This is a genomic window from Pseudomonas sp. LAIL14HWK12:I7 (genome assembly GCF_000483465.1).
GTDB lineage: Bacteria > Pseudomonadota > Gammaproteobacteria > Pseudomonadales > Pseudomonadaceae > Aquipseudomonas > Aquipseudomonas kermanshahensis.
Map to the genome: position 1 here is coordinate 1 of NZ_AXYZ01000018.1, position 23,930 is coordinate 23,930.

Annotated in this window: 21 protein-coding genes and 1 pseudogene; 17 read left to right on the plus strand and 5 right to left on the minus strand. The window is 62.5% G+C overall.

The window, feature by feature from the left end:
• Nucleotides 1–12: 12 nt before the first annotated feature.
• The 6 genes and pseudogenes from D886_RS0117315 to D886_RS0117340 all read left to right on the plus strand — a co-directional run.
• Nucleotides 13–3,720 (plus strand): annotated as a pseudogene (locus D886_RS0117315) (immunoglobulin-like domain-containing protein); the annotation flags it as partial.
• Between the two features lie 163 nt (nucleotides 3,721–3,883).
• Complete coding sequence (locus D886_RS0117320) at nucleotides 3,884–4,225, plus strand: hypothetical protein (RefSeq protein ID WP_027595105.1); 342 nt, start codon at nucleotides 3,884–3,886, stop codon at nucleotides 4,223–4,225.
• A 200-nt stretch (nucleotides 4,226–4,425) separates the two neighbouring features.
• Nucleotides 4,426–5,325 (plus strand): TauD/TfdA family dioxygenase, encoded by a 900-nt coding sequence (locus tag D886_RS0117325; protein WP_027595106.1) that lies wholly within the window; start codon nucleotides 4,426–4,428, stop codon nucleotides 5,323–5,325.
• An 18-nt stretch (nucleotides 5,326–5,343) separates the two neighbouring features.
• Complete coding sequence (locus tag D886_RS0117330) at nucleotides 5,344–6,363, plus strand: ABC transporter substrate-binding protein (RefSeq protein ID WP_027595107.1); 1,020 nt, start codon at nucleotides 5,344–5,346, stop codon at nucleotides 6,361–6,363.
• A gap of 6 nt (nucleotides 6,364–6,369) precedes the next feature.
• Nucleotides 6,370–7,233, plus strand: coding sequence for an ABC transporter ATP-binding protein (locus tag D886_RS0117335; protein ID WP_027595108.1), 864 nt, complete (start codon nucleotides 6,370–6,372; stop codon nucleotides 7,231–7,233).
• A 14-nt stretch (nucleotides 7,234–7,247) separates the two neighbouring features.
• A complete protein-coding gene (locus D886_RS0117340; RefSeq protein WP_027595109.1) occupies nucleotides 7,248–8,111 on the plus strand; it encodes an ABC transporter permease in 864 nt (287 codons plus the stop codon).
• A 56-nt stretch (nucleotides 8,112–8,167) separates the two neighbouring features.
• On the opposite strand, the gene D886_RS0117345 is transcribed toward D886_RS0117340, so the two are convergent.
• On the minus strand, nucleotides 8,168–8,728 hold the full coding sequence (locus D886_RS0117345) for a WYL domain-containing protein (protein ID WP_027595110.1): 561 nt from the start codon (nucleotides 8,726–8,728) through the stop codon (nucleotides 8,168–8,170).
• 206 nt (nucleotides 8,729–8,934) lie between these two features.
• On the opposite strand from D886_RS0117345, the gene D886_RS0117350 reads away from it, so the two are divergent.
• The 8 genes from D886_RS0117350 to D886_RS0117385 all read left to right on the plus strand — a co-directional run bounded on the left by D886_RS0117350 (nucleotide 8,935) and on the right by D886_RS0117385 (nucleotide 16,168).
• Nucleotides 8,935–9,729, plus strand: a complete 795-nt coding sequence (locus D886_RS0117350; protein WP_027595111.1) for a tetratricopeptide repeat protein — start codon at nucleotides 8,935–8,937, stop codon at nucleotides 9,727–9,729.
• 261 nt (nucleotides 9,730–9,990) lie between these two features.
• The gene (locus tag D886_RS0117355; protein ID WP_027595112.1) at nucleotides 9,991–10,443 is read left to right on the plus strand and encodes a MarR family winged helix-turn-helix transcriptional regulator; all 453 of its coding nucleotides are present in this window, start codon (nucleotides 9,991–9,993) and stop codon (nucleotides 10,441–10,443) included.
• Nucleotides 10,440–12,527, plus strand: coding sequence for an FUSC family protein (locus D886_RS0117360; RefSeq protein WP_027595113.1), 2,088 nt, complete (start codon nucleotides 10,440–10,442; stop codon nucleotides 12,525–12,527). The genes D886_RS0117355 and D886_RS0117360 overlap by 4 nt, the downstream gene beginning before the upstream one ends.
• A complete protein-coding gene (locus D886_RS0117365; RefSeq protein WP_027595114.1) occupies nucleotides 12,524–12,736 on the plus strand; it encodes a DUF1656 domain-containing protein in 213 nt (70 codons plus the stop codon). Before D886_RS0117360 ends, D886_RS0117365 begins: the two co-directional genes overlap by 4 nt.
• The gene (locus D886_RS0117370) at nucleotides 12,733–13,608 is read left to right on the plus strand and encodes an HlyD family secretion protein (RefSeq protein WP_027595115.1); all 876 of its coding nucleotides are present in this window, start codon (nucleotides 12,733–12,735) and stop codon (nucleotides 13,606–13,608) included. Before D886_RS0117365 ends, D886_RS0117370 begins: the two co-directional genes overlap by 4 nt.
• Nucleotides 13,605–15,023 carry an efflux transporter outer membrane subunit gene (locus D886_RS0117375; RefSeq protein ID WP_027595116.1) on the plus strand — a complete coding sequence of 473 codons (1,419 nt, stop codon included), beginning with the start codon at nucleotides 13,605–13,607 and terminating at the stop codon, nucleotides 15,021–15,023. Before D886_RS0117370 ends, D886_RS0117375 begins: the two co-directional genes overlap by 4 nt.
• Before the next feature lie 625 nt (nucleotides 15,024–15,648).
• The gene (locus D886_RS0117380) at nucleotides 15,649–15,903 is read left to right on the plus strand and encodes a hypothetical protein (RefSeq protein ID WP_027595117.1); all 255 of its coding nucleotides are present in this window, start codon (nucleotides 15,649–15,651) and stop codon (nucleotides 15,901–15,903) included.
• A gap of 16 nt (nucleotides 15,904–15,919) precedes the next feature.
• Complete coding sequence (locus D886_RS0117385) at nucleotides 15,920–16,168, plus strand: DUF3077 domain-containing protein (RefSeq protein ID WP_027595118.1); 249 nt, start codon at nucleotides 15,920–15,922, stop codon at nucleotides 16,166–16,168.
• Nucleotides 16,169–16,201: 33 nt separating this feature from the next.
• On the opposite strand, the gene D886_RS0117390 is transcribed toward D886_RS0117385, so the two are convergent.
• Nucleotides 16,202–17,698, minus strand: a complete 1,497-nt coding sequence (locus tag D886_RS0117390) for a Fic family protein (protein ID WP_027595119.1) — start codon at nucleotides 17,696–17,698, stop codon at nucleotides 16,202–16,204.
• 207 nt (nucleotides 17,699–17,905) lie between these two features.
• On the opposite strand from D886_RS0117390, the gene D886_RS0117395 reads away from it, so the two are divergent.
• Entirely contained in the window at nucleotides 17,906–19,849 is a 1,944-nt protein-coding gene (locus tag D886_RS0117395; RefSeq protein ID WP_027595120.1) for a cytochrome c/FTR1 family iron permease, read from the plus strand.
• A 27-nt stretch (nucleotides 19,850–19,876) separates the two neighbouring features.
• Here D886_RS0117395 and D886_RS0117400 read toward each other — a convergent pair whose 3' ends face one another.
• Nucleotides 19,877–20,122, minus strand: coding sequence for a TIGR02647 family protein (locus D886_RS0117400; RefSeq protein WP_027595121.1), 246 nt, complete (start codon nucleotides 20,120–20,122; stop codon nucleotides 19,877–19,879).
• A gap of 69 nt (nucleotides 20,123–20,191) precedes the next feature.
• Entirely contained in the window at nucleotides 20,192–20,491 is a 300-nt protein-coding gene (locus D886_RS0117405; protein ID WP_027595122.1) for a hypothetical protein, read from the minus strand.
• Between the two features lie 147 nt (nucleotides 20,492–20,638).
• Here D886_RS0117405 and D886_RS0117410 point away from each other — a divergent pair, with 147 nt between their 5' ends.
• On the plus strand, nucleotides 20,639–21,301 hold the full coding sequence (locus D886_RS0117410) for a glutathione S-transferase (protein ID WP_027595123.1): 663 nt from the start codon (nucleotides 20,639–20,641) through the stop codon (nucleotides 21,299–21,301).
• A 123-nt stretch (nucleotides 21,302–21,424) separates the two neighbouring features.
• Here the strand turns inward: D886_RS0117410 and argH are convergent, their stop codons facing one another.
• The gene (gene argH, locus D886_RS0117415; protein ID WP_027595124.1) at nucleotides 21,425–22,819 is read right to left on the minus strand and encodes an argininosuccinate lyase; all 1,395 of its coding nucleotides are present in this window, start codon (nucleotides 22,817–22,819) and stop codon (nucleotides 21,425–21,427) included.
• 309 nt (nucleotides 22,820–23,128) lie between these two features.
• Here argH and D886_RS0117420 point away from each other — a divergent pair, with 309 nt between their 5' ends.
• Nucleotides 23,129–23,872, plus strand: a complete 744-nt coding sequence (locus D886_RS0117420; RefSeq protein WP_027595125.1) for a LytTR family DNA-binding domain-containing protein — start codon at nucleotides 23,129–23,131, stop codon at nucleotides 23,870–23,872.
• Nucleotides 23,873–23,930 lie beyond the last annotated feature (58 nt).

The following is a 23,930-nucleotide window of genomic DNA, read 5'->3' on the forward strand; positions in this document are numbered from 1 at the left end:
GTCAGCAAGCCTTCGGCTTCGGTGGACATCAAGGACACCTCGAACGAAGTCATCGCCAAGCTGACCGCCACGCCTTCGGTAACCGAAGGCGGTGTGATCACCTACACCGTTACTCTGACCAGCAAAGATGGCCTGCCGATCAACAACCACGGCGCCCTGACCTTCACGCTGAGCGACGGCAAAACCGTCATCAACGTGCCGGCCAACAGTGCAACAGGCTTCGTCAACGTGGCTGCGCCGGATGATGTGTATATCGGCCAGACCTCTGTCGGCCTGGCGCTGCAGTCGGTAGGCGGCGCGGGTGCCAGCAAGTTCGAGCAGCTGACGCTGGACAAAACCACAGCCACCACCGTGGTCAACGACGAGCCAGGTGTCGGCACCCCAGGCACTGGCAACCAGGGCGATGTGACCACCATCGGTATCACCGGCACCACCTCGTTGACCGAAGGTGAAACCGGCAAATACACCCTCACCCTGAGCAGCCCGGCTAAAACGGAAGTCACCGTTACCCTGACCTACAGCGGCACCGCTAACGGCCAGGACTACACCGCGGTCACCACCGTGAAGATCCCGGCCAACAGCAGCAGCGTCACGTTCGATATCAAGACCATCGACGACAAGCTGGTTGAAGGTACCGAGAACTTCACCGTGACCATCGGCGCTGCCACCGGTGGCAACTTCGAAAACCTGCAGGTCGATAGCACCAAGGCGAGTGTCACCACCAACATCCTCGACAACGACCACCTGCCGGTTTCGACTGGCGGCGCGGTCAATGGCGTGGAAGACACCGACTATCTGTTCACCTGGAACGACTTCAAGGTCACCGATGCCGATGGCAACACCGGCCTGTTCGTGACCATCACCTCGCTGCCGGTCGACGGTAGCCTGAAGTTCTACAACGGCACCGCATGGGTCGATGTGAAAGCGGGCCAGGTCGTCAGCCAGGCCGACATCACCAGCAACTACCTGAAGTTCGTGCCGAAGGCGAACGAGTCGGGCACCGACGGCTATGGCGGCTCGGGCGTCGGCAACAAACAGGCTGACTACGCGCAGTTCAAGTACAAGCCGAACGACGGCACCAACTTGGGCAGCGAAGTGACCATGAAGGTCGACATCAGTCCGGTGGCCGACAAACCGACCCTGACGATTGGCAGTACCGATGTCGTGTCCAAAGGCCTGACCAAGGAAGTCTGGACCACCCTCAAAGGGCTGGGTACCGACGGCAACGGCATCACTGGCGACGCGCTGAAAACGGTCTTTGCCAACTCCGGCAGTGCTACCTCCAGTGGGACCACCACCAACGTGCAGTCCGATGGCAGCGTCACCGCTGGCACCGGTTCGAAAACGTCGGGCCTGCTGTTCCTGGAAGCCGGCAAGACCTACACCTTCAGCGGCATCGCCGATGACAGCCTGGTGGTCACCATTGGTGGCAAGACCGTGGTAACTGCGACCTGGGGCGCGGGTGGCCAGATTTCTGGCACCTTCACCCCAACGTCCAGCGGCTACTACCCGATCGAGGTTTACCACGCCAACCAATCAGGCCCTGGTAGCTATGACCTGAACATTCAGGCGGGCTCCGGTGCCGTCACCGACCTGAGCAGCAGTAACATCCCGATGTACCAGAACGTGACCGAGATGGCCAACGCTGGCCTGGGCGTGTCCGATCTGCACACCGTCAATGGCCAGAGCTACTACGACGGCTACAAGCTCAACGAAGGGCCGGAAGGTGGCTCGGTCAAGCTGGTCAGCATCAGCACCGGCCTGACCGACACCGATGGTTCCGAGACCTTGAGCGTGACCCTCAGCGGCATTCCGAAAGGGACTGTGCTGAGCGATGGCGCGGGCCACACCGTGACTGTCGGCGGTACGCCGGTGGACGTGACAGGCTGGAAACTCAGCGGCCTGACCCTGACCCCGCCGGCGTACTACAAAGGCACGTTCGACATCACCGTCACCTCCACGGCCACCGAAAGCCTCGGCGGTTCAGACAGCATCACCGGCAAGATCCCGGTCACTGTCTACGGCGCCACCTACAAGGCGACGGTGGGTACCTCGGGCGATGACACCATCAATGGCAGCGAAGGCAACGACATCATCGTCGCCGACGTGGCTGGCCTGAACGTGGTGGCGGGCAAGAACTACAACATTGCCTTCATGGTCGACAGCTCGGGCAGTATGAGCACCCAGTCCGTCGCTGCGGCCAAGGCGCAGTTGGCATCGGTGTTCCAGACGCTGAAAGCCAGCCTGGGCGCTGATACTTCGGGGACGGTGAATATCTTCATCGCCGACTTCGATACCCAGGTAAACAAGAACGTGGCGGTCAACCTTGCCGATACCGACGCACTGACCAAGCTTCAGGCGGTGCTGGACTCGATGGTGGGTGGTTCAAGCTACGGCGGTGGTACCAACTATGAGGATGTGTTCAAAACCACGGCCAACTTCTTCAAGAGCACCATGGCTACCGGTAACAGCGGTGCAGAGAACCTGACCTACTTCATCACCGACGGTAAGCCGACTTATTACCAGACCAATGAAACGACCAACTACCGCCTGTGGAGCGGCGGCAAGTACCTGGATGACGTAGTCAACGTCAACAACTACAAGGTGGGTGAGACCTTCAGTGTCTGGGCCGACGCAACGCACAAAGTTGAAATCAATAGCGAAGGCAGCCTCAAAGTGCTGACCTACACAGAAAACCGTTGGGGCAACCTGGTGCTTGATTCCACCCGCACGATCGGGACGATTCATGCTCAAGGGGATGGCACCTACGAGTTCTCCGGCCTGGGCGGTACCGGTTATGCCGATTCTTATAACTACTGGGATTCGGCGAACAACACGTCTGCCAGCTTCGCCCTCTTGGGTGGGACTAACGGTGTAAGCAAGGTGCAGGCAATTGGTTTGAACAGCGATGTCAGCCTGACTGACCTGAAGCCATACGACAGCGCCGGCAAGCCGCAGGCCAATATCGACCCATCCAACCTGGCCAGCGCGATCCTCGGGCATTCCGAGGCTACCCTGCCAGGCGCCGACAAGGTCGATGGCGGCAACGGCAACGACATCATCTTCGGTGACCTGATCACCCTCAACGGTGTCGTCAGCGAGGGCTACCAAGCCCTGCAGGCGTACGTTGCGCAGAAGAGCGGTGTCGAGGCCAGTGCCATCACCACCAACAATGTCCACCAGTACATCACCGAGCACTACACCGAGTTCGATATCTCCGGTGCCAACGACGGCAAGGATTTCCTGTCGGGCGGCAATGGCAACGACATCCTCTTCGGCCAAGGTGGCGATGACACGCTCGATGGTGGCAAAGGTAACGACATCCTGTTGGGCGGTACCGGCAAGGACATCCTGATCGGTGGCCAAGGCGATGACATCCTGATCGGCGGTAGCGGTGCGGACACCTTCGTGTGGAAGTCGGGCGATGTCGGCAACGACGTGATCAAGGACTTCAAGGTGGCCGAGGGTGACCGCATCGATCTGAAGGATCTACTTCAGTTCGAGAAGGGCAGCACCATCGACAACTACCTGAAGATCACCACGGTGGACGGCACCTCGACGCTGCAGGTCAGCAGCGAGGGCAAGCTCAACGCCACCGGTGGCCTGGCCAACGCCGATGTGACGATCAAGCTGGAAGGGGTCAACTGGTCCAATACCTCGATCAACTCGTTGATCAGCGGTGGCGACCCGACTATCCGTATCGATAACAAAGACAGCTGATGCCCAGCCCACCCGGGCGGTCGAAACGACCGCCCGGGTGGGTGCCGGCTCTTTCCTGCCTTCCCCTGACAGCGCATACTCGTGCGCCGGGCCTGCGTGCCCGGGAATCTTTGCCTATGCTGCTGTCTACCAACAAGGAACCAACGTGACGAGGGACACCGCCATGTTCTACGTGCAACGCAACGCTAGCGGCCAGTTGCTGCGGGTAGAAGCAGCCTCTTTTGACGAATTCACCGAAATACTCCCTGCTGACCATGCCGACGTCCAGGAATGGTTTGCCGACGACGAAGTGGAAAACAGCCTCAAAGAGCTCAAGCAAAGTGACCTGGACATGATCCGCGTGCTTGAGGACTTGATCGATGTGCTGACCGCCAAGGGTGTGTTCAGCATCACCGACCTGCCGGCCGGGGCGCAGGCCAAGCTGCTTAACCGTTCCAAGGCGCGCAAGGCGCTGGGCAGCCTGAACAACCTGATCGATGAAGAAGAGCAGGGCGGGTTGATCTGAGCGCGGATCAGCCCCGATCTACAGTGATATGGTTATTCATTAAAGATATTTAAAATATCTTTCTTATGACTTTATAGTTGCTTCCACTGCGTACCCGTCGACCAATCGATGCGCCGCACGACTTGAACCCACACGGGAAATCCCCGTGCGTTTCTGATCGTTGCGCGCCTTTGACGTCGCGCACTGCGTGGGAGTGAACCATGTCCGCCGCCTCGAACGCCTTGTCGTCCATCGACAGCGCCCAGCCGCAAAGCTTTGAAATCCGCCCGTTCTCCGGTGCCGTCGGTGCCGAGATCATCGGCCTGGACCTGACCCGACCGGTCAACGCCGAGGATTTCACCCAAATTCATCGCGCCCACCTTGATCACCATGTACTGGTGTTCCGCGACCAGCGCATCACCCCGGAGCAACAGATCAGCTTCAGCCGCCGTTTCGGCGAGCTGCAGATTCATGTGCTCAAGCAGTTCCTGCTGACCGGGCACCCCGAAATCCTGATCGTTTCCAACATCGTCGAAGACGGTCGCAACGTCGGCCTGGGCGATGCTGGCAAGTTCTGGCATTCGGACCTGTCGTATAAAGAGCTCCCCAGCCTGGGTTCGATGCTGCATGCCCAGGAGCTGCCCAGCGAGGGCGGCGATACGCTGTTCGCCGATATGCACAAAGCCTGGGACGCCGTGCCCGAAGCCCTGCGCAAGGTAATCGCCGGCCGCAACGCGGCCCATTCCTACACGGCCCGGTATGCCGAGACCAAGTTTAAAGGCAACTGGCGCCCGGCCCTCAGCGCCGAGCAATTGGCCCAAGTGCAGGAAGTGATCCACCCGGTGGTACGCACCCACCCGGAAAACGGCCGCAAAGCGCTGTTCGTCAGCGAAGGCTTCACCACCCGCATCGTCGGCCTGCCGGACGACGAAAGCCGCGACGTGCTGCAGCAGCTGTATGCCCTGAGCGTGCTCGAGCAGAACATCTACCGCCATCAGTGGCAGCCCCACGACTTGGTGTTCTGGGACAACCGTTCGCTGATCCACCTCGCCACCGGCTGCCCCGCGCACCTGCGGCGCAAGCTCTATCGCACCACCATCCAGGGCGATGCCCCGTTCTGACGACTGAGGAAACACACCATGCGTAAATCCATCAGCCGCCTGGCGGCAAGCATTGGCCTGGGCGCGAGCCTGGTCGTCGGCAGCCTGGCGGCCCCCGCCGTGGCCCAGGCCGAAGGCAAAATCCGCATCGCGGAACAATTTGGCATCGTCTACTTGTTGTTGAACGTGGTGCGTGACCAGCACCTGATCGAAAAACACGGTAAAGAACAGGGCGTCGACATTGAAGTCGACTGGGCCCAGCTCTCGGGCGGCGCGGCCATCAACGATGCGCTGTTGTCCGGCTCGGTGGATATCGCCGGTGCTGGCGTTGGCCCGCTGCTGACCGTCTGGGACCGCACCAAAGGCCGGCAGAACGTGAAGGCGGTCGCCTCGCTTGGCAACTTCCCGTATTACCTGGTCAGCAGCAACCCGAATGTGAAGACCATCGCTGACATCTCCGAGAAAGACCGCATCGCCGTGCCAGCCGTGGGCGTCTCCGTGCAGTCGCGCTTCCTGCAGTACGCCGCCGCCCAGCAGTGGGGCGACAAGGAATACAACCGCCTCGACAAGTACACCCTGGCCGTACCGCACCCCGATGCCACGGCCGCGCTGATCGCCGGTGGCACCGAACTGAACGGGCACTTCTCCAACCCGCCGTTCCAGGACCAGGCGTTGGCCAACAAGGATGTGCACGTTGTGCTCAACAGCTACGACCTGCTTGGCCCCAACTCGCCGACCCTGTTGTTCGCCACTGAAAAATTCCGCAAGGACAACCCCAAGACCTACAAAGCCTTCGTCGACGCGCTGGCCGAGGCCGCAGACTTCGCCCAGAAGGACAAGGCCGCCGCTGCTGACACGTACATCCGCGTGACCAAGGCCAAGATCGACCGCGATGTGCTGATCAAGCTGATCAACAACCCGCAGTACGAGTTCACGGTAACGCCGAAGAACACCTACAAACTGGCGGATTTCCTGTATCGGGTTGGCGCCATCAAGCACAAGCCGGAGTCGTGGAAGGATTACTTCTTCCAGGATGAACGCCCGTTGCAAGGGAGCTGATCGATCATGACCGCCCCATTGCCAGGCCACGCGGCCAGCAACCTGAGCCGTGTCGCCACGCCACCGCTGCTCTCGGTGGATAACCTCAGCCTCGAATACCGCACCGCGCAACGCGTGGTGCGGGCCACCCACCAGGTCAGTTTCGAAGTCGACCGCGCCGACCGTTTCGTCTTGCTGGGGCCTTCGGGCTGCGGCAAGTCCACCTTGCTCAAGGCCGTGGCCGGGTTCATCGAGCCCCAGGAAGGGCAGATTCTGCTGCAGGGCCAGCCCGTCAAAGGCCCCGGCCCTGACCGCATCGTGGTGTTTCAAGAGTTCGACCAGTTGCCACCCTGGAAGACGGTAAAGCAGAACGTCATGTTCCCTTTGCTGGTATCGGGCCAGCTCAAGCGTGCCGAGGCCGAGGACCGGGCGCTGCACTACCTGGACAAAGTCGGCTTGGCCGCCTTTGCCGATGCCTACCCACACACCCTTTCTGGCGGCATGAAGGCGCGCGTGGCGATTGCCCGGGCCTTGGCCACCCAGCCGAAGATCCTGCTGATGGACGAGCCGTTCGCCGCGCTGGACGCGCTGACCCGGCGCAAGATGCAGGAAGAGCTGCTGCTGCTGTGGGAAGAGGTGCGCTTTACCCTGCTGTTCGTGACCCACTCCATCGAAGAAGCGCTGGTGGTCGGCAACCGCATCTTGCTGCTGTCGCCGCACCCAGGCCGGGTACGGGCCGAGGTACACAGCCATCAGTACGACCTTGGCAGCCTGGGCGCGGCCGATTTCCAGGCCAGTGCCCGGCGTATCCATCGCCTGTTGTTCGATGAGGCGGACACGCCCGAGCAGGCCGACGACCTTGGCTTCAACGATATCCGTATCGCCTACTGACAGGAGCTTCAGCCATGACCACTACACCTGTACGTCAGGAATACGAGGTGCAGCTGGAGCCGCTGCTCAGTGTGCCTCTGGAACGCCAACTGCCCTTAGCCCAGCGCTTGTGGCAGCAAGGCTGGCTGCGCAAGGCTGTCATCCTGGTGGTGATCGCCGCGCTGTGGGAGGCCGTGGCCCGCTATCAAGGCAACGACCTGCTGCTGCCAAGCTTTCTGCAAACCTCTGCTGCGCTGTGGGACGGCCTGCTTAGTGGCGAGTTGCCCGCCAAGGTCGGCGTGTCGCTGGTGATCCTGCTCAAGGGCTATGTGCTGGGTATTGTGCTGGCGTTCGGCTTGACCAGCCTGGCGGTGTCGACCCAGCTTGGCCGTGACCTGCTGGGCACCTTGACCTCCATGTTCAACCCCTTGCCGGCAATCGCCTTGCTGCCGCTGGCGCTGTTGTGGTTCGGCCTGGGCGACAACAGCCTGATCTTCGTGCTGGTGCACTCGGTGCTATGGGCGCTGGCGCTGAATACGTATGCGGGCTTTCTCGGGGTGTCCGAGACGTTGCGCATGGCCGGTCGCAACTATGGCCTCAAGGGCCTGCGCTTGGTGCTGCACATCCTGGTGCCGGCGGCCTTGCCGTCGATTCTGTCGGGCTTGAAGATCGGCTGGGCGTTTGCCTGGCGCACCTTGATTGCCGCCGAACTGGTGTTTGGCGCCAGCAGCGGCAAGGGCGGGCTGGGTTGGTACATCTTCCAGAACCGCAACGAGCTGTACACCGACAAGGTGTTTGCCGGGTTGGCGGTGGTGATCTTGATTGGTTTGCTGGTCGAGGGGTTGGTGTTCAACACCCTGGAGCGGCTGACCGTGCGGCGGTGGGGGATGCAGCGCTAGCCAGTAAGCCTGCTCCGGCCTCTTCGCGGGCTTGCCCGCGAAGAGGCCGATACAGGCTATGGATTCTGGTACTGAGCCGCCGCATTGCTCAGCATCTTGCCAATCTCTTCGCGCAACCCCTCTGGTTGCTCAACCACCACCCCATCCCCCTGGCTCAGCAGCCACCAACGCAGCGGCCAGCCATCGCTTACCGTGGCCCGCAACCGATGCCCATGCTCCAGCGCCGTCAGCTGCATGTCGCTGCTCAACGGCGCCTCGCGCAACTGCCGCGCCAAGGCATCACTGACCCGCGCCACCAGCTCTACCCCCTCGCCTTGGGCCGGCTGCAGCGCATCACCGCGCAAGTACGTCAGCAAGTCGAAATTGCCACGCAGCTCGCCCACGGCACTCGACGACCAGTGCCAGCCGAACGGTATGCTCTTGTCATTGCGCTCCAGCGGAAAAATCAGCGACAACTCGTTGAGGTCGCGCTCAACCGTGCGTTTGCTGACATTGAACCCCACATCACGCAGGCGCCACACCAGCTCGGCGCTGGTGATGCCTGGGGAGCGGCTGGGCAGTTGGCGCAGCAGCGCCCACTGACGACTGAGGGTGGCGCGAGTGGTGGCGAACGGCAAAAGATAACGTCCTTGTCTAGGCTTGCCGCAATAGGATGGCGGCACGAGCGGGGCATGGCAATTGGCCACAGCCTGCTCAGATCAAGGAAGTCGCATTTGGTTGCCTCGTGCCGAATCGTTCGCGACAGGTTTTGTCGTGACGTCACGCAGAATCACGCCTCATCACAGCCGAGGTCGAGGTTGTGTGTCGTTCAATGAGGATGAACATGTCTGCTGCCAGCAATATCCATTCGCTGCTTGCCCGTCTTCTGCCAGAGCGGGTCATCGCCCCGCCAGCCCCTGCCGGGAGGCGTCATCGGCTGTTTGCCGGGGTCGGGCTGCCCAGCCAGCGGTCGTTGCTGGTCAGCCGCCTGGACGAGGCCAGCGATTTGCAGGGTGTGTACGCCGACCTGCGCCGCCAAGCGCTGCAAGGCAGCGTGGCCGCACTGAATGACCTCGGCTGGATCTGGCTCAATGGCAAGTACTGGCGTGCCGACACCGTGCTGGCCGGCCACCTGTTGCGCATGGCGGCCTTGCAGGGTAACGCCGCGGCCTGGTTCAACCTGGGCCAGCAGCATTACTTCGGCAAAGGCATCGACACGTCTTACGTGCAGGCGGCCGAGTGTTATCGGCAGGCGTTTGACCGCGGTATGTTGCATGCTGCCGCCGCGCTCGGTGACTTGTATGAAGAAGAAGTGTGCGATGGCGACCTGGACTGGCAGGTCGACCTGATACAGGCCTACCAATGGTTTTTGCGCGGTGCCCAGCGGGGCGAAGCGCGGTGCCGGTTCGAGGTGGGGTACCGGCTGATGCATGGCCTGTATGTGGAGGCCGATATCAAAGGCGCGCTGTATTGGCTTGAGCTGGCGGCTGCGGCCGGGGTGATGCAGGCGGCCGAGGAGCTGGCGGTGCACTTCAGCAGCCGCGACCGCGCGCGTTACCTCGACTGGCGCGACCGGGCCGTGCAGATGGGCAGCACGCTGGCGCTGACGATGAAGCTGGAAGACCAGGTCCAGCCCTGAACCTGTGCAGTGGGAGGTCGCGGGCCCTGTGGGAGCGGGTTTACCCGCGAAGCAGGCAACGCGGTACATGGCACCGGCTTCGCCGGTGTTCGCGGGTAAACCCGCTCCCACAGGGAATGTGCAACACAGTTGCTCTCGCGGGCTAAAGACCACGCATGAACAGAATTTCACCCACGCTACCCGTCGCCCACTGTTGACGACAGGGGGAGGGCGAGGCGTATATTGATAGTTAGCAAACTATGAATATCCTTGGTTCCCTTCATGACCCTTGATCTCCTGCGCCTGCAAGTCAGCAGCGGCATGGTGGTTGCCGCTCGCCATTGGCGGCGCATCTGCCACGCGGCTCTGACGGGCTACGGCATTTCTGAAGCCTGCGCCGCGCCACTGTTGATGATCGTGCGCCTGGGCGACGGCGTGCATCAGGTGGCGGTGGCTCAGGCCGCTGGCCTCGAAAGCCCGTCGCTGGTACGCCTGCTCGACCAGCTGTGCAAGGCCGGGCTGGTGTGCCGCAGCGAGGACCCTCTCGACCGCCGCGCCAAGGCCCTGAGCCTGACCGCCGAAGGCCGCACTTTGGCCGAATCCATCGAAGCCGAGTTGGTGCGCTTGCGCCGTGAGGTGCTGCAGGGCATCGACCAGGCTGACCTCGAGGCCGCCTTGCGCGTGCTGCGCGCGTTCGAAGCCGCCGGCCTCGGCACACCCGGCGGGGCAGCATGAACGGATTCTTCAGCTCGGTCCCCCCAGCCCGCGATTGGTTCTATGGCGTGCGCACCTTCGCCGCGTCGATGATCGCCCTGTACATTGCCCTGCTCATGCAGCTGCCGCGCCCGTACTGGGCGATGGCTACCGTCTACATCGTCTCCAGCCCGTTCGTCGGCCCGACCAGTTCCAAGGCCCTGTACCGCGCCCTGGGCACCTTGCTCGGGGCCGGCGGGGCGATATTCCTGGTGCCACCCTTGGTGCAATCGCCGCTGTTGCTGAGCGTCGCCATCGCCTTGTGGACCGGCACCTTGCTGTTCCTCTCGCTGAACCTGCGCACCGCCAACAACTACGTGCTGATGCTGGCGGGCTACACGCTACCGATGATTGCCCTGGCCGTGGTCGACAACCCCACCGCGGTGTTCGATGTGGCCTCGTCGCGGGCTCAGGAAATCTGCCTGGGCATCGTCTGCGCGGCCGTGGTCGGTGCAATCTTCTGGCCGCGCCGCCTGGCCCCGGTGGTGGTCGGCTCGACCGGCAACTGGTTTGCCGAGGCGATCCGCTACAGTGATACCTACCTGGCCCGTGACGTCGCCGCCGACAAGGTGGGCGGCATGCGTGCCTCGATGGTGGCCACGTTCAACACCCTGGAAATGATGATCGGCCAGCTCGGCCACGAGGGTGCCGGCCCCCACACCCTGAAGAACGCCAGCGAGCTGCGTGGGCGGATGATCCACCTGCTGCCGGTGATCGACGCCCTGGACGACGCCCTGGTCGCCCTCGAAGGCCGTGCGCCTGTGCAGTTCGCCCAGTTGCAACCGTTGCTGGCCGAGGCCCGCGAGTGGCTCAAAGGCACTGCCGACGATGCCTCACTGGCGCCCTGGGCCGCCTTGCACGAGCAGATCACCCGCCTGCAACCCAGCGCCGCCGCACTGGACCAGCGCGCCGGCCTGCTGCTGTCCAACGCCTTGTATCGCCTGACCGAGTGGGTCGACCTTTGGCAAGACTGCTGCACCCTCCAGCACGCCCTGCGCAAGGACGACGCCACGCCCTGGCGCGCCGCTTACCGCCACTGGCGCTTGAGCCGCCTGACGCCCTTCTTCGACCGGGGCCTGATGCTGTACTCGGTGTTCTCCACCGTCACCGCGATCATCGTCGCCAGCGGTTTATGGATTTTGCTCGGCTGGAACGACGGCGGCAGTGCGGTCATCCTCGCCGCCGTAGCCTGCAGCTTCTTTGCCGCAATGGACGACCCGGCGCCGCAGATCTACCGGTTCTTCTTCTGGACGCTGATGTCGGTGATCTTCTCCAGCGTCTACCTGTTCCTGGTGCTGCCCAACCTGCACGACTTCCCGATGCTGGTGCTGGCATTCGCCGTGCCGTTCATCTGCGTCGGCACGCTGACCGTGCAGCCGCGCTTCTACCTCGGCACCTTGCTGACCATCGTCAACACCGCCACCTTCATCAGCATCCAGGGCGCGTACGACGCAGACTTCCTGACCTTCATCAACGCCAACCTGGCCGGCCCGGTGGGGCTGCTGTTCGCGTTCATCTGGACCTTGCTGCTGCGCCCGTTCGGCGTCGAGTTGGCAGCCAAGCGCATGACCCGCTTCGCCTGGCGCGACATCGTCGAGATGACCCAGCCCGCCACCCTGGCCGAACACCGCCAGGTGGGCGTACAGATGCTCGACCGCCTGATGCAGCACCTGCCACGCTTGTCGCAGACCGGCCAGGACAGCGGCGTGGCGCTGCGTGACCTGCGCGTAGGCCTGAACCTGCTCGACCTGCTGGCCTACATGCCCCGCGCCAACCCGCAGGCCCGTGAGCGCCTGGCCACGGTCATCGAGGAAGTCGGCGCCCACTACGCCGCCTGCCTGCGCGCCAACCAACGCCTGCACGCCCCGGCCACGCTGTTGCGCAACATGGAGCGCGCGCGGCAAGGGCTGGCGCTGGACGACCACAACGACCGCGGCGATGCCCGCGTGCACCTGCTGCATGCCCTGAGTGGCCTGCGCTTGGCCTTGCTGCCTGGGGTCGAGGTGATGCTCGAGCCGACCGAACAACCGCAACTGCCCCCCGGCATCGATGGAGCCCCACTGTGATCGGTGATCTGGATATCAGCGGGGTGTTTCTGCCCACGCTGCTGGTGATGATGGTGTTCACCTACCTGCTGTTTCTGGGCGTGCACGCCTTGCTTGTGCGCCTGCATTTCTACCGCCTGGTCTGGCACCGGGCTTTGTTCAACGTTGCCCTCTACGCCGTGATGCTGGGCGCGGTCGACCACTTTTGCCGAAACCTGATGCTGCCATGAAAAAACCTTTGCTGACCCTGGGCCGTGTGGTCCTGACCTTGCTGGTCGTGAGTTTCGCCGCCGTGCTCGTGTGGCAGATGGTGGGCTACTACCTGTTCGCCCCTTGGACCCGCGACGGCCACATCCGCGCTGATGTGATCCAGATCGCCCCGGATGTGTCCGGGCTGATCCAGAAGGTCGAGGTGCGTGACAACCAGGTGGTCAAGCGCGGCGACGTGCTGTTCACCATCGACCAGGACCGCTTCAGCCTGGCCCTGCGCCAGGCCAAGGCGACACTCGCCGAGCGCGAGGAAACCCTGGCCCAGGCTGCCCGCGAGACGCGCCGTAACCGCAAGCTGGGCAACCTGGTCGCGGCCGAGCAACTGGAAGAGAGCCAGTCCCGCGAAGCCCGCGCCCGCTCGGCGGTCAACGAGGCACAGGTGGCTGTCGATACTGCACAGCTCAACCTCGATCGCTCGGTGGTACGCAGCCCGGTGGACGGCTACCTCAACGACCGCGCCCCGCGTAACCACGAATTCGTCACCGCCGGCCGCCCGGTACTGTCGGTGGTCGACAGCGCCTCGTACCACGTCGATGGCTACTTCGAAGAAACCAAGCTCGGTGGCATTCACATCGGCGATGCCGTGGACATCCGCGTGATGGGCGACAACACCCGCCTGCGCGGCCACGTACAAAGCTTTGCCGCCGGCATCGAAGACCGCGACCGCAGCAGCGGCGCCAACCTGCTGCCCAACGTCAACCCGGCGTTCAGTTGGGTGCGCCTGGCCCAGCGGATTCCGGTGCGTATCGCCTTCGACGAAGTGCCGGATGACTTCCGCATGATCGCCGGGCGCACGGCAACGGTGTCGATCATCGAGGACAAGCGCCCATGAAACGCCTGATGCTGGTGGGCATGGCCCTGTCCCTCGGTGCCTGTGCCCTGGTTGGCCCGGATTACGAAGTGCCGAAAGACGCGGCCGTGCAGCGCAGCGACCTCAACGGCCCGCTACGCCAGGACGCCGACAGTGTGGTGTCGGCGCCGGTACCCGAAGACTGGTGGCAGCTGTACCAGGATCAGCGCCTCAACCAACTGGTGCGCCAGGCATTGAGCGCCAATACCGAGCTGCGGGTGGCCGCGGCCAACATCGCCAAGGCCCGCGCCCAAGTCGAAGTGGCCGAATCGCAGGGCGGTTTCAGTGGTGGCATCAAGGCTGGCGCTCAGCGCTTGCAGGAGTCTGGCGAGGCCTTTTTGCTGCCCGAGAAGGTACCCGTGGCCAATATCGGTGAAGCCATCATCAGCGCCTCCTACCAGTTCGACCTGTGGGGCACGTTCAAGCGCGGCACCGAGGCGGCCAAGGCCAACGCCGACGCGGTGCAGGCCGCAGCGGACACCGCGCGCATTACCCTGGTGGCGGATGTGGTCAAGGCCTATACCCAGGTGTGCTCGGCCAACGAGGAATACCACATTGCCCGCGAGTCGCTGGACCTGCAGGAGCAAGGCGTAAAGCTGAACCAGCGCCTGCGCGATGCCGGCCGAGGCGACGAAACCCAGGTCACCCGCTCGCAGACCCAATTCAAATCCCTGCGCGCCGAACTGCCACGCTTCAAGGCCGAGCGCGAGACGGGCTTGTATACCCTCGCTGCATTGCTGGCCAAACCGGTCGAGCAGTTGCCCGCCGGCACCGCCGATTGCGCCGAACTGCCGCACCTGGCCCAACTGATCCCGGTAGGCGACGGTGCCGCGCTGCTCAAACGCCGCCCCGACGTGCGCCAGGCCGAGCGCCAACTGGCGGCCGCCACCGCATACATTGGCGTGGCCACGGGCGCGCTGTACCCGGACATCAGCATCGGCGCCCAGGTGGGCACCATCGGTATCCTCGAGAACCTTGGCGAGCCCTCCACCAACCGCTGGGGCTTTGGCCCACAGATCAGCTGGACCATCCCCACCAACGGCACCCGTGCCCGCATCCGCATGGCCGAAGCCTCCACCCAAGCGGCGCTGGCGCATTTCGACGGCGTGGTGTTGAACGCCATCCGCGAGACCCAGACCCGGCTGGCGCAGTACAGCGCCTTGCTCGACCGGCGTGATGCATTGGCCGAGGCAGAGAAGTCGGCCAAGGAAGCGGCGGACCAGACGCACCGGTATTACCAGGCTGGGCGTGAGTCGTTCCTGGCGGATTTGCAGGCGACGCGGACGTATACCGATATGCGCGCGCAGTTGGCGGCGGCGAATAGCCAGGTGGCGGTGGGGCAGATTGGGGTGTTTTTGGCGTTGGGTGGGGGATGGAAGGGGGGCGGCACGCCTTGATCGTTTTGAGGGGCGAAGGTGTTTGGCGATAGAGCTGCGGCGCCTATGAGATCGAGCGCCGCCCGCGCGGCGCTTCGCAGCACAAGGCTGCTCCTACATTTTTTTGGGCCAGTCACGCCTGTGAAGGCGGCGCGCGATCGCCTTGTTTGTAGGATTCGATATCGTGCCATGCACCAATGGGCCGCGCGCCGATGGGGCAGGAATAACTGGCCCGAAAAATGTAGGAGCAGCCTTGTGCTGCGAAGCGCCGCGCGGGCGGCGCTCGGTCTTGAGGGCGCCGAACCTCTAACGTCGAACACCCCGAATATGTAAGACATTTCCGAATCTGAAACCAAATGCTTCAGCTCTCGCTATCAGGCGAACTATCCTACGCGCCTGTCGGAAGGTGCTGTCTAGGCGGGGAGATGCCCCAGGAATAATGTCCTCGGGTCGCCTCGCAAGGCGATCGGGCGTGAGACACCCGGTTTGCATTCGGTAGCACCGCTTCATGGCGGTCGTGCGCGGGCAGGCTTAGGCCTGGCCGGGGTTACCGTATGTCCCGGGTCTCACTCCGTGCACGACTGCCACCCAATTCCGTGAGACGAGGAGGACGGTAGTTTTTTCTTTCCGCATACGGAGCCCCACCATGAAAAAAATCGTCCCCGACCCACCGCCCGCAACCCTCCTTCTGCTCGACCCACCCCTCATCACACTCCAAGACCCTCCCTGCGCCGAAACGTGCGACCTGCTGATCCGCGCCCTGACCCTGACTGTGGAGCAGACCACCTCCGCCCTGCTAGACAGTAGCCCTGGCCTGATGCGTGATGCGATGGGTATGAACATCCGCCTGTTGTGCCGGATGATCAACGCCTTGTGCGACCACACCCGCGCCAGCGCCTGAGCCGAGGACCAACACAATGCGCGACGATCCCACAGCGTCTTCCACCGCAGGCGAGGAAACCTTCGACCTGTTCCGCCTGCAACCTGACGTCCCCTTCAACCACGCCTTCTCTCAGCTGTCCGTACTGCTCGGCTGCATCCGCCACCTGACCACCGAAGCGGAAATGGAGAATGACCGCGTTGCCGGCAGTGCAGCGCGGATTCTCAGCGAGATGGCCAAGGCATTGATCGACGATATGGAGCGGGGGATGAACAGGGTGCATTGAGTGCACTAGCGCCAAGGCAGCGAGTGAGTGCGCTCACTCCTGCTTGGCTTCGGCCCGTTGTGTCGCAAGGATGTGTTGCGACTGCTGTTCGATGAAGTCGAATACCTCGACCGGAACGGTGTATTGGTATTGCTTGCGCCGGTTCCTGGATACGATGCCATCATTGGTTAGGCACATCATCACCAGGTTGGCCAAGTCGCTGCCACGGACATCATACTGATTGTCCACTGCCCGATAGACAGCGTCGTAACTGGCCAGGAAATCGACTTCCTTTTGCAGTTCCACTTCAAGGGCCATTCTGGCCATGTCGAGCGTGAAGGCCACGCACGGCGTCGCATCCCAATAACGATAGACGGCTTCGTGGCCTTTGAACTCGAAGCTGTATTTGCCGAAATCGATCCACTGAACTTCCCAGAAGTCGCGAACTGGCCTTGAGAACGACTGTAATGCCTCAAGGTAGCGCAACTCTTGGTGTTTCATGGCCACTGACACAGGCAGCAGCAGCCCATTTTCCAACGCTCCGGCCCGGCACAACGCTTGGTGAATGAGAAAGCGGGACAGACGCCCATTGCCATCCAGGAAGGGGTGTATCAATACGAAGCCGAACGAAATGATGGCGGCACACACCAGCGGGTCAATCTGCGACGGCGCTTCATTAGCGAAACCCATCAGGCTTTCCATCAACTCTCTGCACAATGCTGGAGGCGGAGGAAGGTAAGTCACCCCTGCCGCGCCCTGTGAACTGTCTGAAAGATAGTTTTGCTCATGCCTGAACGCTGCCGCTGAATCGAGGGGGTTGGAGAGGGTGGCATTCTGTAGTGCCACCAGATATTCCTCTGTAAGGGGCTGGCGTTCATGAGCTTGGCGCAGGAGTTGGATAAAACGTCGCGATTTACTCTCTGAGGGCGCCTCTCGCTCAATGGCAAATGAGTCTTTGGTTTCGTGCAGATAGGCCCAATTGAGTGCGCGGTCCATCATCACCGGCGGTAGCTCCGCCATGAAAGCTTTTGCTCTTGAGAGTATGTCGTGCTCAAGCAACCCTGTGATAACGGGCGTGCGCTCGACCGTCGCACAATAGGTAAAGTCACCCAGGCCGTTGAACTCGATACGCCACTTCTGATTACGAGGGCCAGGCCTGGTGATATAGCGTTGCGGGTCGAACAGCGGAGCGTAAGGCACCCGTATGCGTGCCGCTTGGTCAAGCTGTTTACCTGTGAACATTTCCCATAAATAGCAGGCTTTTCTGACGTAGATACCGTTAGGTGCCTGTGTGAAGGCTGACTCAAAGTGCTCGGCCGGGATGAAGGGTAAAGCTTGAGCAAGCACGGCCAGGTTGATCCCTTCGTGTTTCAGTGCGAACAACACATGTTCGAGAAGGTTGTCAGGTTCTGGTGCCATGGCGGCGGGGACGGCCAGTGTGTGGCCGATAAGCTGAACGCGTGTGACAGGCTCGATGACTGCTTTGTAACGCAGAGGAACTGCGGTCAGTTCCAGGTGATGGATCAGGCGTGAGTAGCCGACGGCCCTCATCTTGAAAATCCTCACATCGGTTTCATCGGGCAAACTTTTTCTCACTCTACAAGGAAAATTGTGATTTTCTGCGTATTGCTCAATTTTTTTCTCACTCGAGTACGTAATGGTGACAGCTTTCCTGGGGCTGCCCTCCCTTGAATATGCCGCAAGATTTTTCATGAAATCCGCTGGCGAGCCTTGAGCAAAGGAAAGTGGAAGTGAACAATGTTCTCTTTCGCATTCCCTCCGAGACTGGCCATGAAAACCCGTTCCCGTCTGCTTGCCTGGCTGCCTGCTTTACTGCTTGGCCCAGTGCTGGCGCTGTGCAGCACCGTGGTGCTGGCCGAAGCCCCCGCCGAGGCCGCCAAGGCCTTGCACCTGCTCGATTACATCGGTGCCGACTACCCGCCGACCGTGCGCGATGGCAAGGTGATCGACGAGGGTGAATACCGCGAGCAACAGGAATTCACTGCGTTACTGGCCGAACTGGTCAAAGGTTTGCCGGCGCATGCTGAGCAAACGGCACTGGAGCAGGGCGTAGAGGGTTTGCGCCAGGCCATTGAGCAGCGTCATGAAGGCGCCGCCGTTGCCCGTCAGGCCCGCCAGTTGGGCGCGCGCCTGGCGGTGGCCTACGAGGTTAGCCAGGCCCCGGTGATTACCCCGGACCCGGCCCGCGGGGCTTCGCTGTATGCGCAGAACTGCTCGATCTGCCATGGCGATACCGGTGCCGGCGATGGCCCGGCCGGTGTCGGCCTGGAACCGCCGCCCGCTAACCTGCGCAGTGTCGAGCGGCTTGACCAGTTGAGCCTGTTCGACCTGTACAACACCCTTGGCCTGGGCATCGAAGGCACTGAGATGCCATCGTTCGCCGATCAGCTCGATGAGCGTCAGCGCTGGGACGTCGCTGCCTATGTGGCAAGCTTCACTGCCCAGCCTGAAGCCGCCAAAGGTGACAAGGTCTGGAACCTGGCCGACCTTGCCCGCCAGACCCCGGCTGAAGTCGCGGCCAACGAAGGCGCCAGTGCGCTGGACGCGTTCCGTGCCCAGCGTGCCCAGCCGCCGCAGGTCAAACGCGGCCCGGCGCAGTTGCTCGAGTACACCGCCAGCACCCTGGATAAAAGCCTGGCCGCCTACCGCGAAGGCGATCACGACCAGGCGTATGACCTGTCTGTGGCCGCGTACCTGGAAGGGTTCGAGCTGGTGGAAAGCTCGCTGGACAACATCGATACCCAAGCGCGCAAAGACACTGAAAAATCCCTTATGGCTTACCGCCAGTCACTGCAGGACGGTTTGCCAGTGGCCCAGGCTGAGCAGCGCCTGACCGAAGCCAAGGCCAAGCTCAGTCAGGCCGCCAAACTGCTGGGCAGCGATGGCCTGAGTTGGTCGCTGAGCTTCATTTCCGGGCTGTTGATTCTGCTGCGCGAAGGCCTTGAAGCGATTCTGGTGCTGGCAGCGGTCCTCGCCTTCCTGCGCAACACCGGCCAGCAGTCGGCTGTGCGCAGCGTGAATATCGGCTGGGGGCTGGCGCTGGTTGCCGGCTTTGCCACCTGGGCCCTGGCGGCTTATGTGATCGACGTGGGCGGTGCCCAGCGCGAGCTGCTGGAAGGCTGCACGGCGCTGTTTGCTGCGGTCATGGTGCTGTGGTTGGGGGTATGGATGCACGACCGCCGCCACGCTGCGGCCTGGCAGGACTACATCAAGAGCAGCCTGGTCAGTGGCGGCGGGCGCTTTGGCTTTGCCATGCTGGCGTTCTTCTCGGTGTACCGCGAGCTGTTCGAGGTGATCCTGTTCTACGAAACCCTGTGGCTGCAGGCGGGGCCTGCCGGGCATCAGGCGGTGCTGGCAGGGGGCGCGACGGCGCTGGTGCTGCTGGTGGGGTTGGCGTGGGTGATTTTGCGCGGTTCGGCCAAGCTGCCGCTGTCGCTGTTCTTCAGCATCAACGCGGCGCTGTTGTGCGCGCTGTCGGTGGTGTTCGCCGGGCACGGCGTCAAGGCACTGCAAGAGGCCGGGGTGCTGGGCACGCGGCCGGTGGCGTTCTTCGAGTTCGACTGGCTGGGCATTCATGCCGATGCCTACTCGCTGGCAGCCCAGGCGGTGGCATTGCTGGCCATCGTGTTCCTGTACGGGCGCTCGCGGTTGGCCGAGAAGCGCAGGGCGGCGGCCAGCTAAGGCCGCCCTCCTGGTATACCTGTTCGATCAGGCCGGTTGTGGCGCCTTGAGAATGTTCTGCAGCAGTTGAACACTGTCGACGGCGTCATGACCCAGGCTGGTCAGGTAGCCACCATCGGGTTGATCGGTCAGCCCTTTCTCGAACAGGCGCTGAGCGGCCGCGATCAGGGCAGGGGAGGCGTGGCTGTTTATCTTGATGCCTTCCTGGCTGCTGTCGTGCTTGAACAGCGCGAGGACTTCCAGTTCGGCGATCAGATCGGGGGTAAAGGACATGGCGACTCCTGACTTCCAGACGAGGATGGCGGCACCGTCATCGGTGCCTGACCTTCGAGTGTAGTCGGGTTATTCGTCGTCGCCTTGATCCATCTCAGGTGGCAGCTCGGGCAGGGCGCGCAGGGCGTTTTCATACCACTCGCTATTGAAGGCGCGGTCTTCCACCAGCATGTTGTCGATCTCGAAGGCCAACACATGGGCCATCAGGTTGAGGATGTCCTCGCGCGCGTAGCCGACCAGGGTCAGCTTGTTGAACGTGGCTTTGGCGGCCGGCGGCTCGCCGCTTTCGATCTGGTTCTCGATGGCCTGGGTCAGCGTTGCCTCGGCGAAGGCTTCGTCGTCATTGTCGATGTCGGTGGGCTCGCTCATGGCGGTACTCCTGTGATGGGGCATACAGTTTGCCACGCCTGTGCTGGCAATGTCCGGTCATCGACCGGGTGCATGACGCTGGTCAGGCGCTGGCACAGGGGCTATAAAAGCCGGGCCATCCCCATACGGCCTGGAGGCTGTTACCCCATGCTCAAGCTTCACGGATTCTCGGTCAGCAACTACTACAACATGGTCAAGCTGGCGCTGCTGGAAAAAGGCCTGCCTTTCGAGGAGGTCACCTTCTACGGCGGCCAGGCGCCCAAGGCACTGGAAGTCAGCCCGCGGGGCAAGGTACCGGTACTGGAAACCGAGCACGGCTTCATCAGCGAAACCAGTGTGATCCTCGACTACATCGAGCAGACCCAAGGCGGCAAGGCACTACTGCCAACCGACCCGTTCGAGCAGGCCAAGGTGCGTGAGCTGCTGAAGGAAATCGAGTTGTACATCGAGCTGCCGGCGCGTACCTGCTATGCCGAGTCCTTCTTTGGCATGGCGGTGGAGCCGTTGATCAAGGAACGCGCCCGTGCCGACCTGCTGGCAGGCTTCGCCACGCTCAAGCGCAATGGGCGCTTCGCACCCTATGTGGCGGGTGAGCAGCTGACCATTGCCGACCTGATGTTCTGCTTCTCGGTCGACCTGGCCTACGCGGTGGGCAAGAAGGTGCTGAACCTCGACTTCCTCGCGGACTTCCCCGAGGCCAAGGCATTGCTGGAGAAAATGCGCGAGCACCCGCACATGGCGCGGATCCTGGCAGACAAGGAGGCGGCGATGCCGGCCTTCATGGAGATGATTCGTAGCGGCAAGCGCTAACTGTAGCTAGCGCTGAACCTGTAGGAGCAGCCTTGTGCTGCGAAGAGGCCGGTGCAAACACCTTAGATCCATGGTGTTTGCACCGGCCTCTTCGCAGCACAAGGCTGCGCCTACAACAAGCAGTTAGCGCGAAGCCAGCAGCGCCTGGCCGCGCACCACGGCCGCACGCACCTGCGCCGGTGCGGTACCACCAATGTGGTCACGGGCATTGACCGACCCTTCCAGGGTCAGCACAGCGAACACGTCCTGCTCGATCTGGTCGCTGAACTGGCGCAGTTCGTCCAGGCTCATCTCGGCCAGGTCTTTGCCAGTGTCCACGCCATACTTCACCGCGTGGCCGACGATTTCGTGGCAGTCACGGAACGGCAGGCCACGGCGTACCAGGTAGTCAGCCAGGTCAGTGGCGGTGGAGAACCCGCGCAGGGCCGCTTCACGCATGATCGCGTGCTTGGGCTTGATGGCCGGGATCATGTCGGCAAAGGCACGCAGCGAGTCGCGCAGGGTATCGGCGGCGTCGAACAGCGGTTCCTTGTCTTCCTGGTTGTCCTTGTTGTAGGCCAGCGGTTGGCCTTTCATCAGGGTCAGCAGGCCCATCAGGGCGCCGAACACGCGGCCGCTCTTGCCACGTACCAGCTCCGGCACGTCTGGGTTCTTTTTCTGCGGCATGATCGAGCTGCCGGTGCAGAAGCGATCAGGCAGGTCGATGAACTGGAACTGGGCGCTGGTCCACAGCACCAGCTCTTCGGAGAAGCGCGACAGGTGCATCATCGCCAGGCTCGCGGCAGCGCAGAATTCGATGGCGAAGTCACGGTCCGAAACGCCGTCCAGCGAGTTGCCCGATACGTCCTCGAAGCCCAGCAGCTTGCAGGTGAGCTCGCGGTCGATCGGGTAGGTGGTGCCGGCCAGCGCGGCGCTGCCCAGGGGCATGCGGTTGGTGCGCTTGCGGCAGTCGACCAGGCGCTCGTAGTCGCGGCTGAGCATTTCGAACCAGGCCAGCAAGTGGTGGCCGAAAGTGACCGGCTGGGCGGTTTGCAGGTGGGTGAAGCCGGGCATGATGGTCTCGGCTTCACGCTCTGCCTGCTCCAGCAGGCCCTGTTGCAGGCGGGTGATTTCGGCCAGGATCAGGTCGATCTCGTCGCGCAGCCACAGGCGGATGTCGGTGGCGACCTGGTCGTTGCGGCTGCGGCCGGTGTGCAGCTTTTTACCGGTGATGCCGATGCGATCGGTCAGGCGTGCCTCGATGTTCATGTGCACGTCTTCAAGGTCGACGCGCCAGTCGAAGTTGCCGGCCTCGATCTCGCCCTGGATGGTCTTCAGGCCATCGATGATGGTGTCGCGCTCGGCATCGCTGAGCACGCCGACCTGCGCCAACATGGTGGCGTGGGCGATCGAACCCATGATGTCGTGGCGGTACAGGCGCTTGTCGAAATCGACCGAAGCGGTGAAACGGGCGACGAAGGCGTCGACGGGCTCACTGAAGCGGCCGCCCCAGGACTGATTGGTCTTGTCGGTGCTCATGGATTCACTCATTGCAGGCGTGAACGAAAAAGTGGCGCCGATAATAGCAGGGTTGGGCTGGCTGCCGCAGGACGCCGGTCGAGAGAAATGACGGCAAATGGGCAGGCAAACGAGCAAGCAAGGATTTGCAGGATTGAACGGCAGTGTTCCACGGACCGTCTACAGTTGGACAGAGGACTGGCAGTGAATCTGCCGGCCGAGTGAATCTTTGGCCATTGCACCGGTCTAGAGCGTGACACGCAGTGTCGCTCGAACCACACTTGTCTACGCTACACCTGTGCGAGACTCATTCAGGAATCCAGCGCAATTATGAATGTCCTGATCGTTGATGACGAACCCCAAGGCCGTGAACGCCTCAGTAGGCTACTCGGCGAACTAGAGGGTTATACCGTGCTGGAGCCAAGCGCCACCAACGGCGAGGAGGCCCTGGCGCTGATCGAAAGCCTAAAGCCCGATGTGGTCCTGCTGGACATCGGCATGCCTGGCCTGGATGGCCTTCAGGTCGCTGCTCGCCTGTGCGAGCGCGAAGCGCCGCCCTCGGTGGTGTTTTGCACCGGCGACGATGAATACGGCACAGAGGCTTTCAAGGACAGCACCCTCAGCCATGTGACCAAACCCTTCCAGCCTCAGGCGTTGCGCGATGCGCTGCGCAAGGCCGAGAAGCCCAACCGCGCCCAATTGGCGGCGCTCACCCGGCCGGCCAATGAAGGCGGCGGCCCGCGCAGCCATATCAGTGCGCGAACGCGAAAGGGCATCGAGCTGATTCCCTTGCCCCAGGTTATCTATTTCATCGCTGACCACAAATACGTGACCTTGCGCCACGAGGGCGGTGAGGTGTTGCTCGATGAGCCCCTCAAGGCCCTGGAAGACGAATTTGGCGAACGCTTCGTGCGTATCCACCGCAACGCGCTGGTGGCCCGCGAGCGTATCGAACGCCTGCAGCGCACCCCGCTTGGGCATTTTCAGCTGTTTCTCAAAGGCCTGGACGGCGATGCCCTGACCGTCAGCCGGCGCCATGTGGCTGGCGTGCGCAAGATGATGCAGACGCTCTGACCACGTCTTTGCGCGGCCGCTGCCCACGGCCGCGCACGGGACGTACATAGCCATTGAC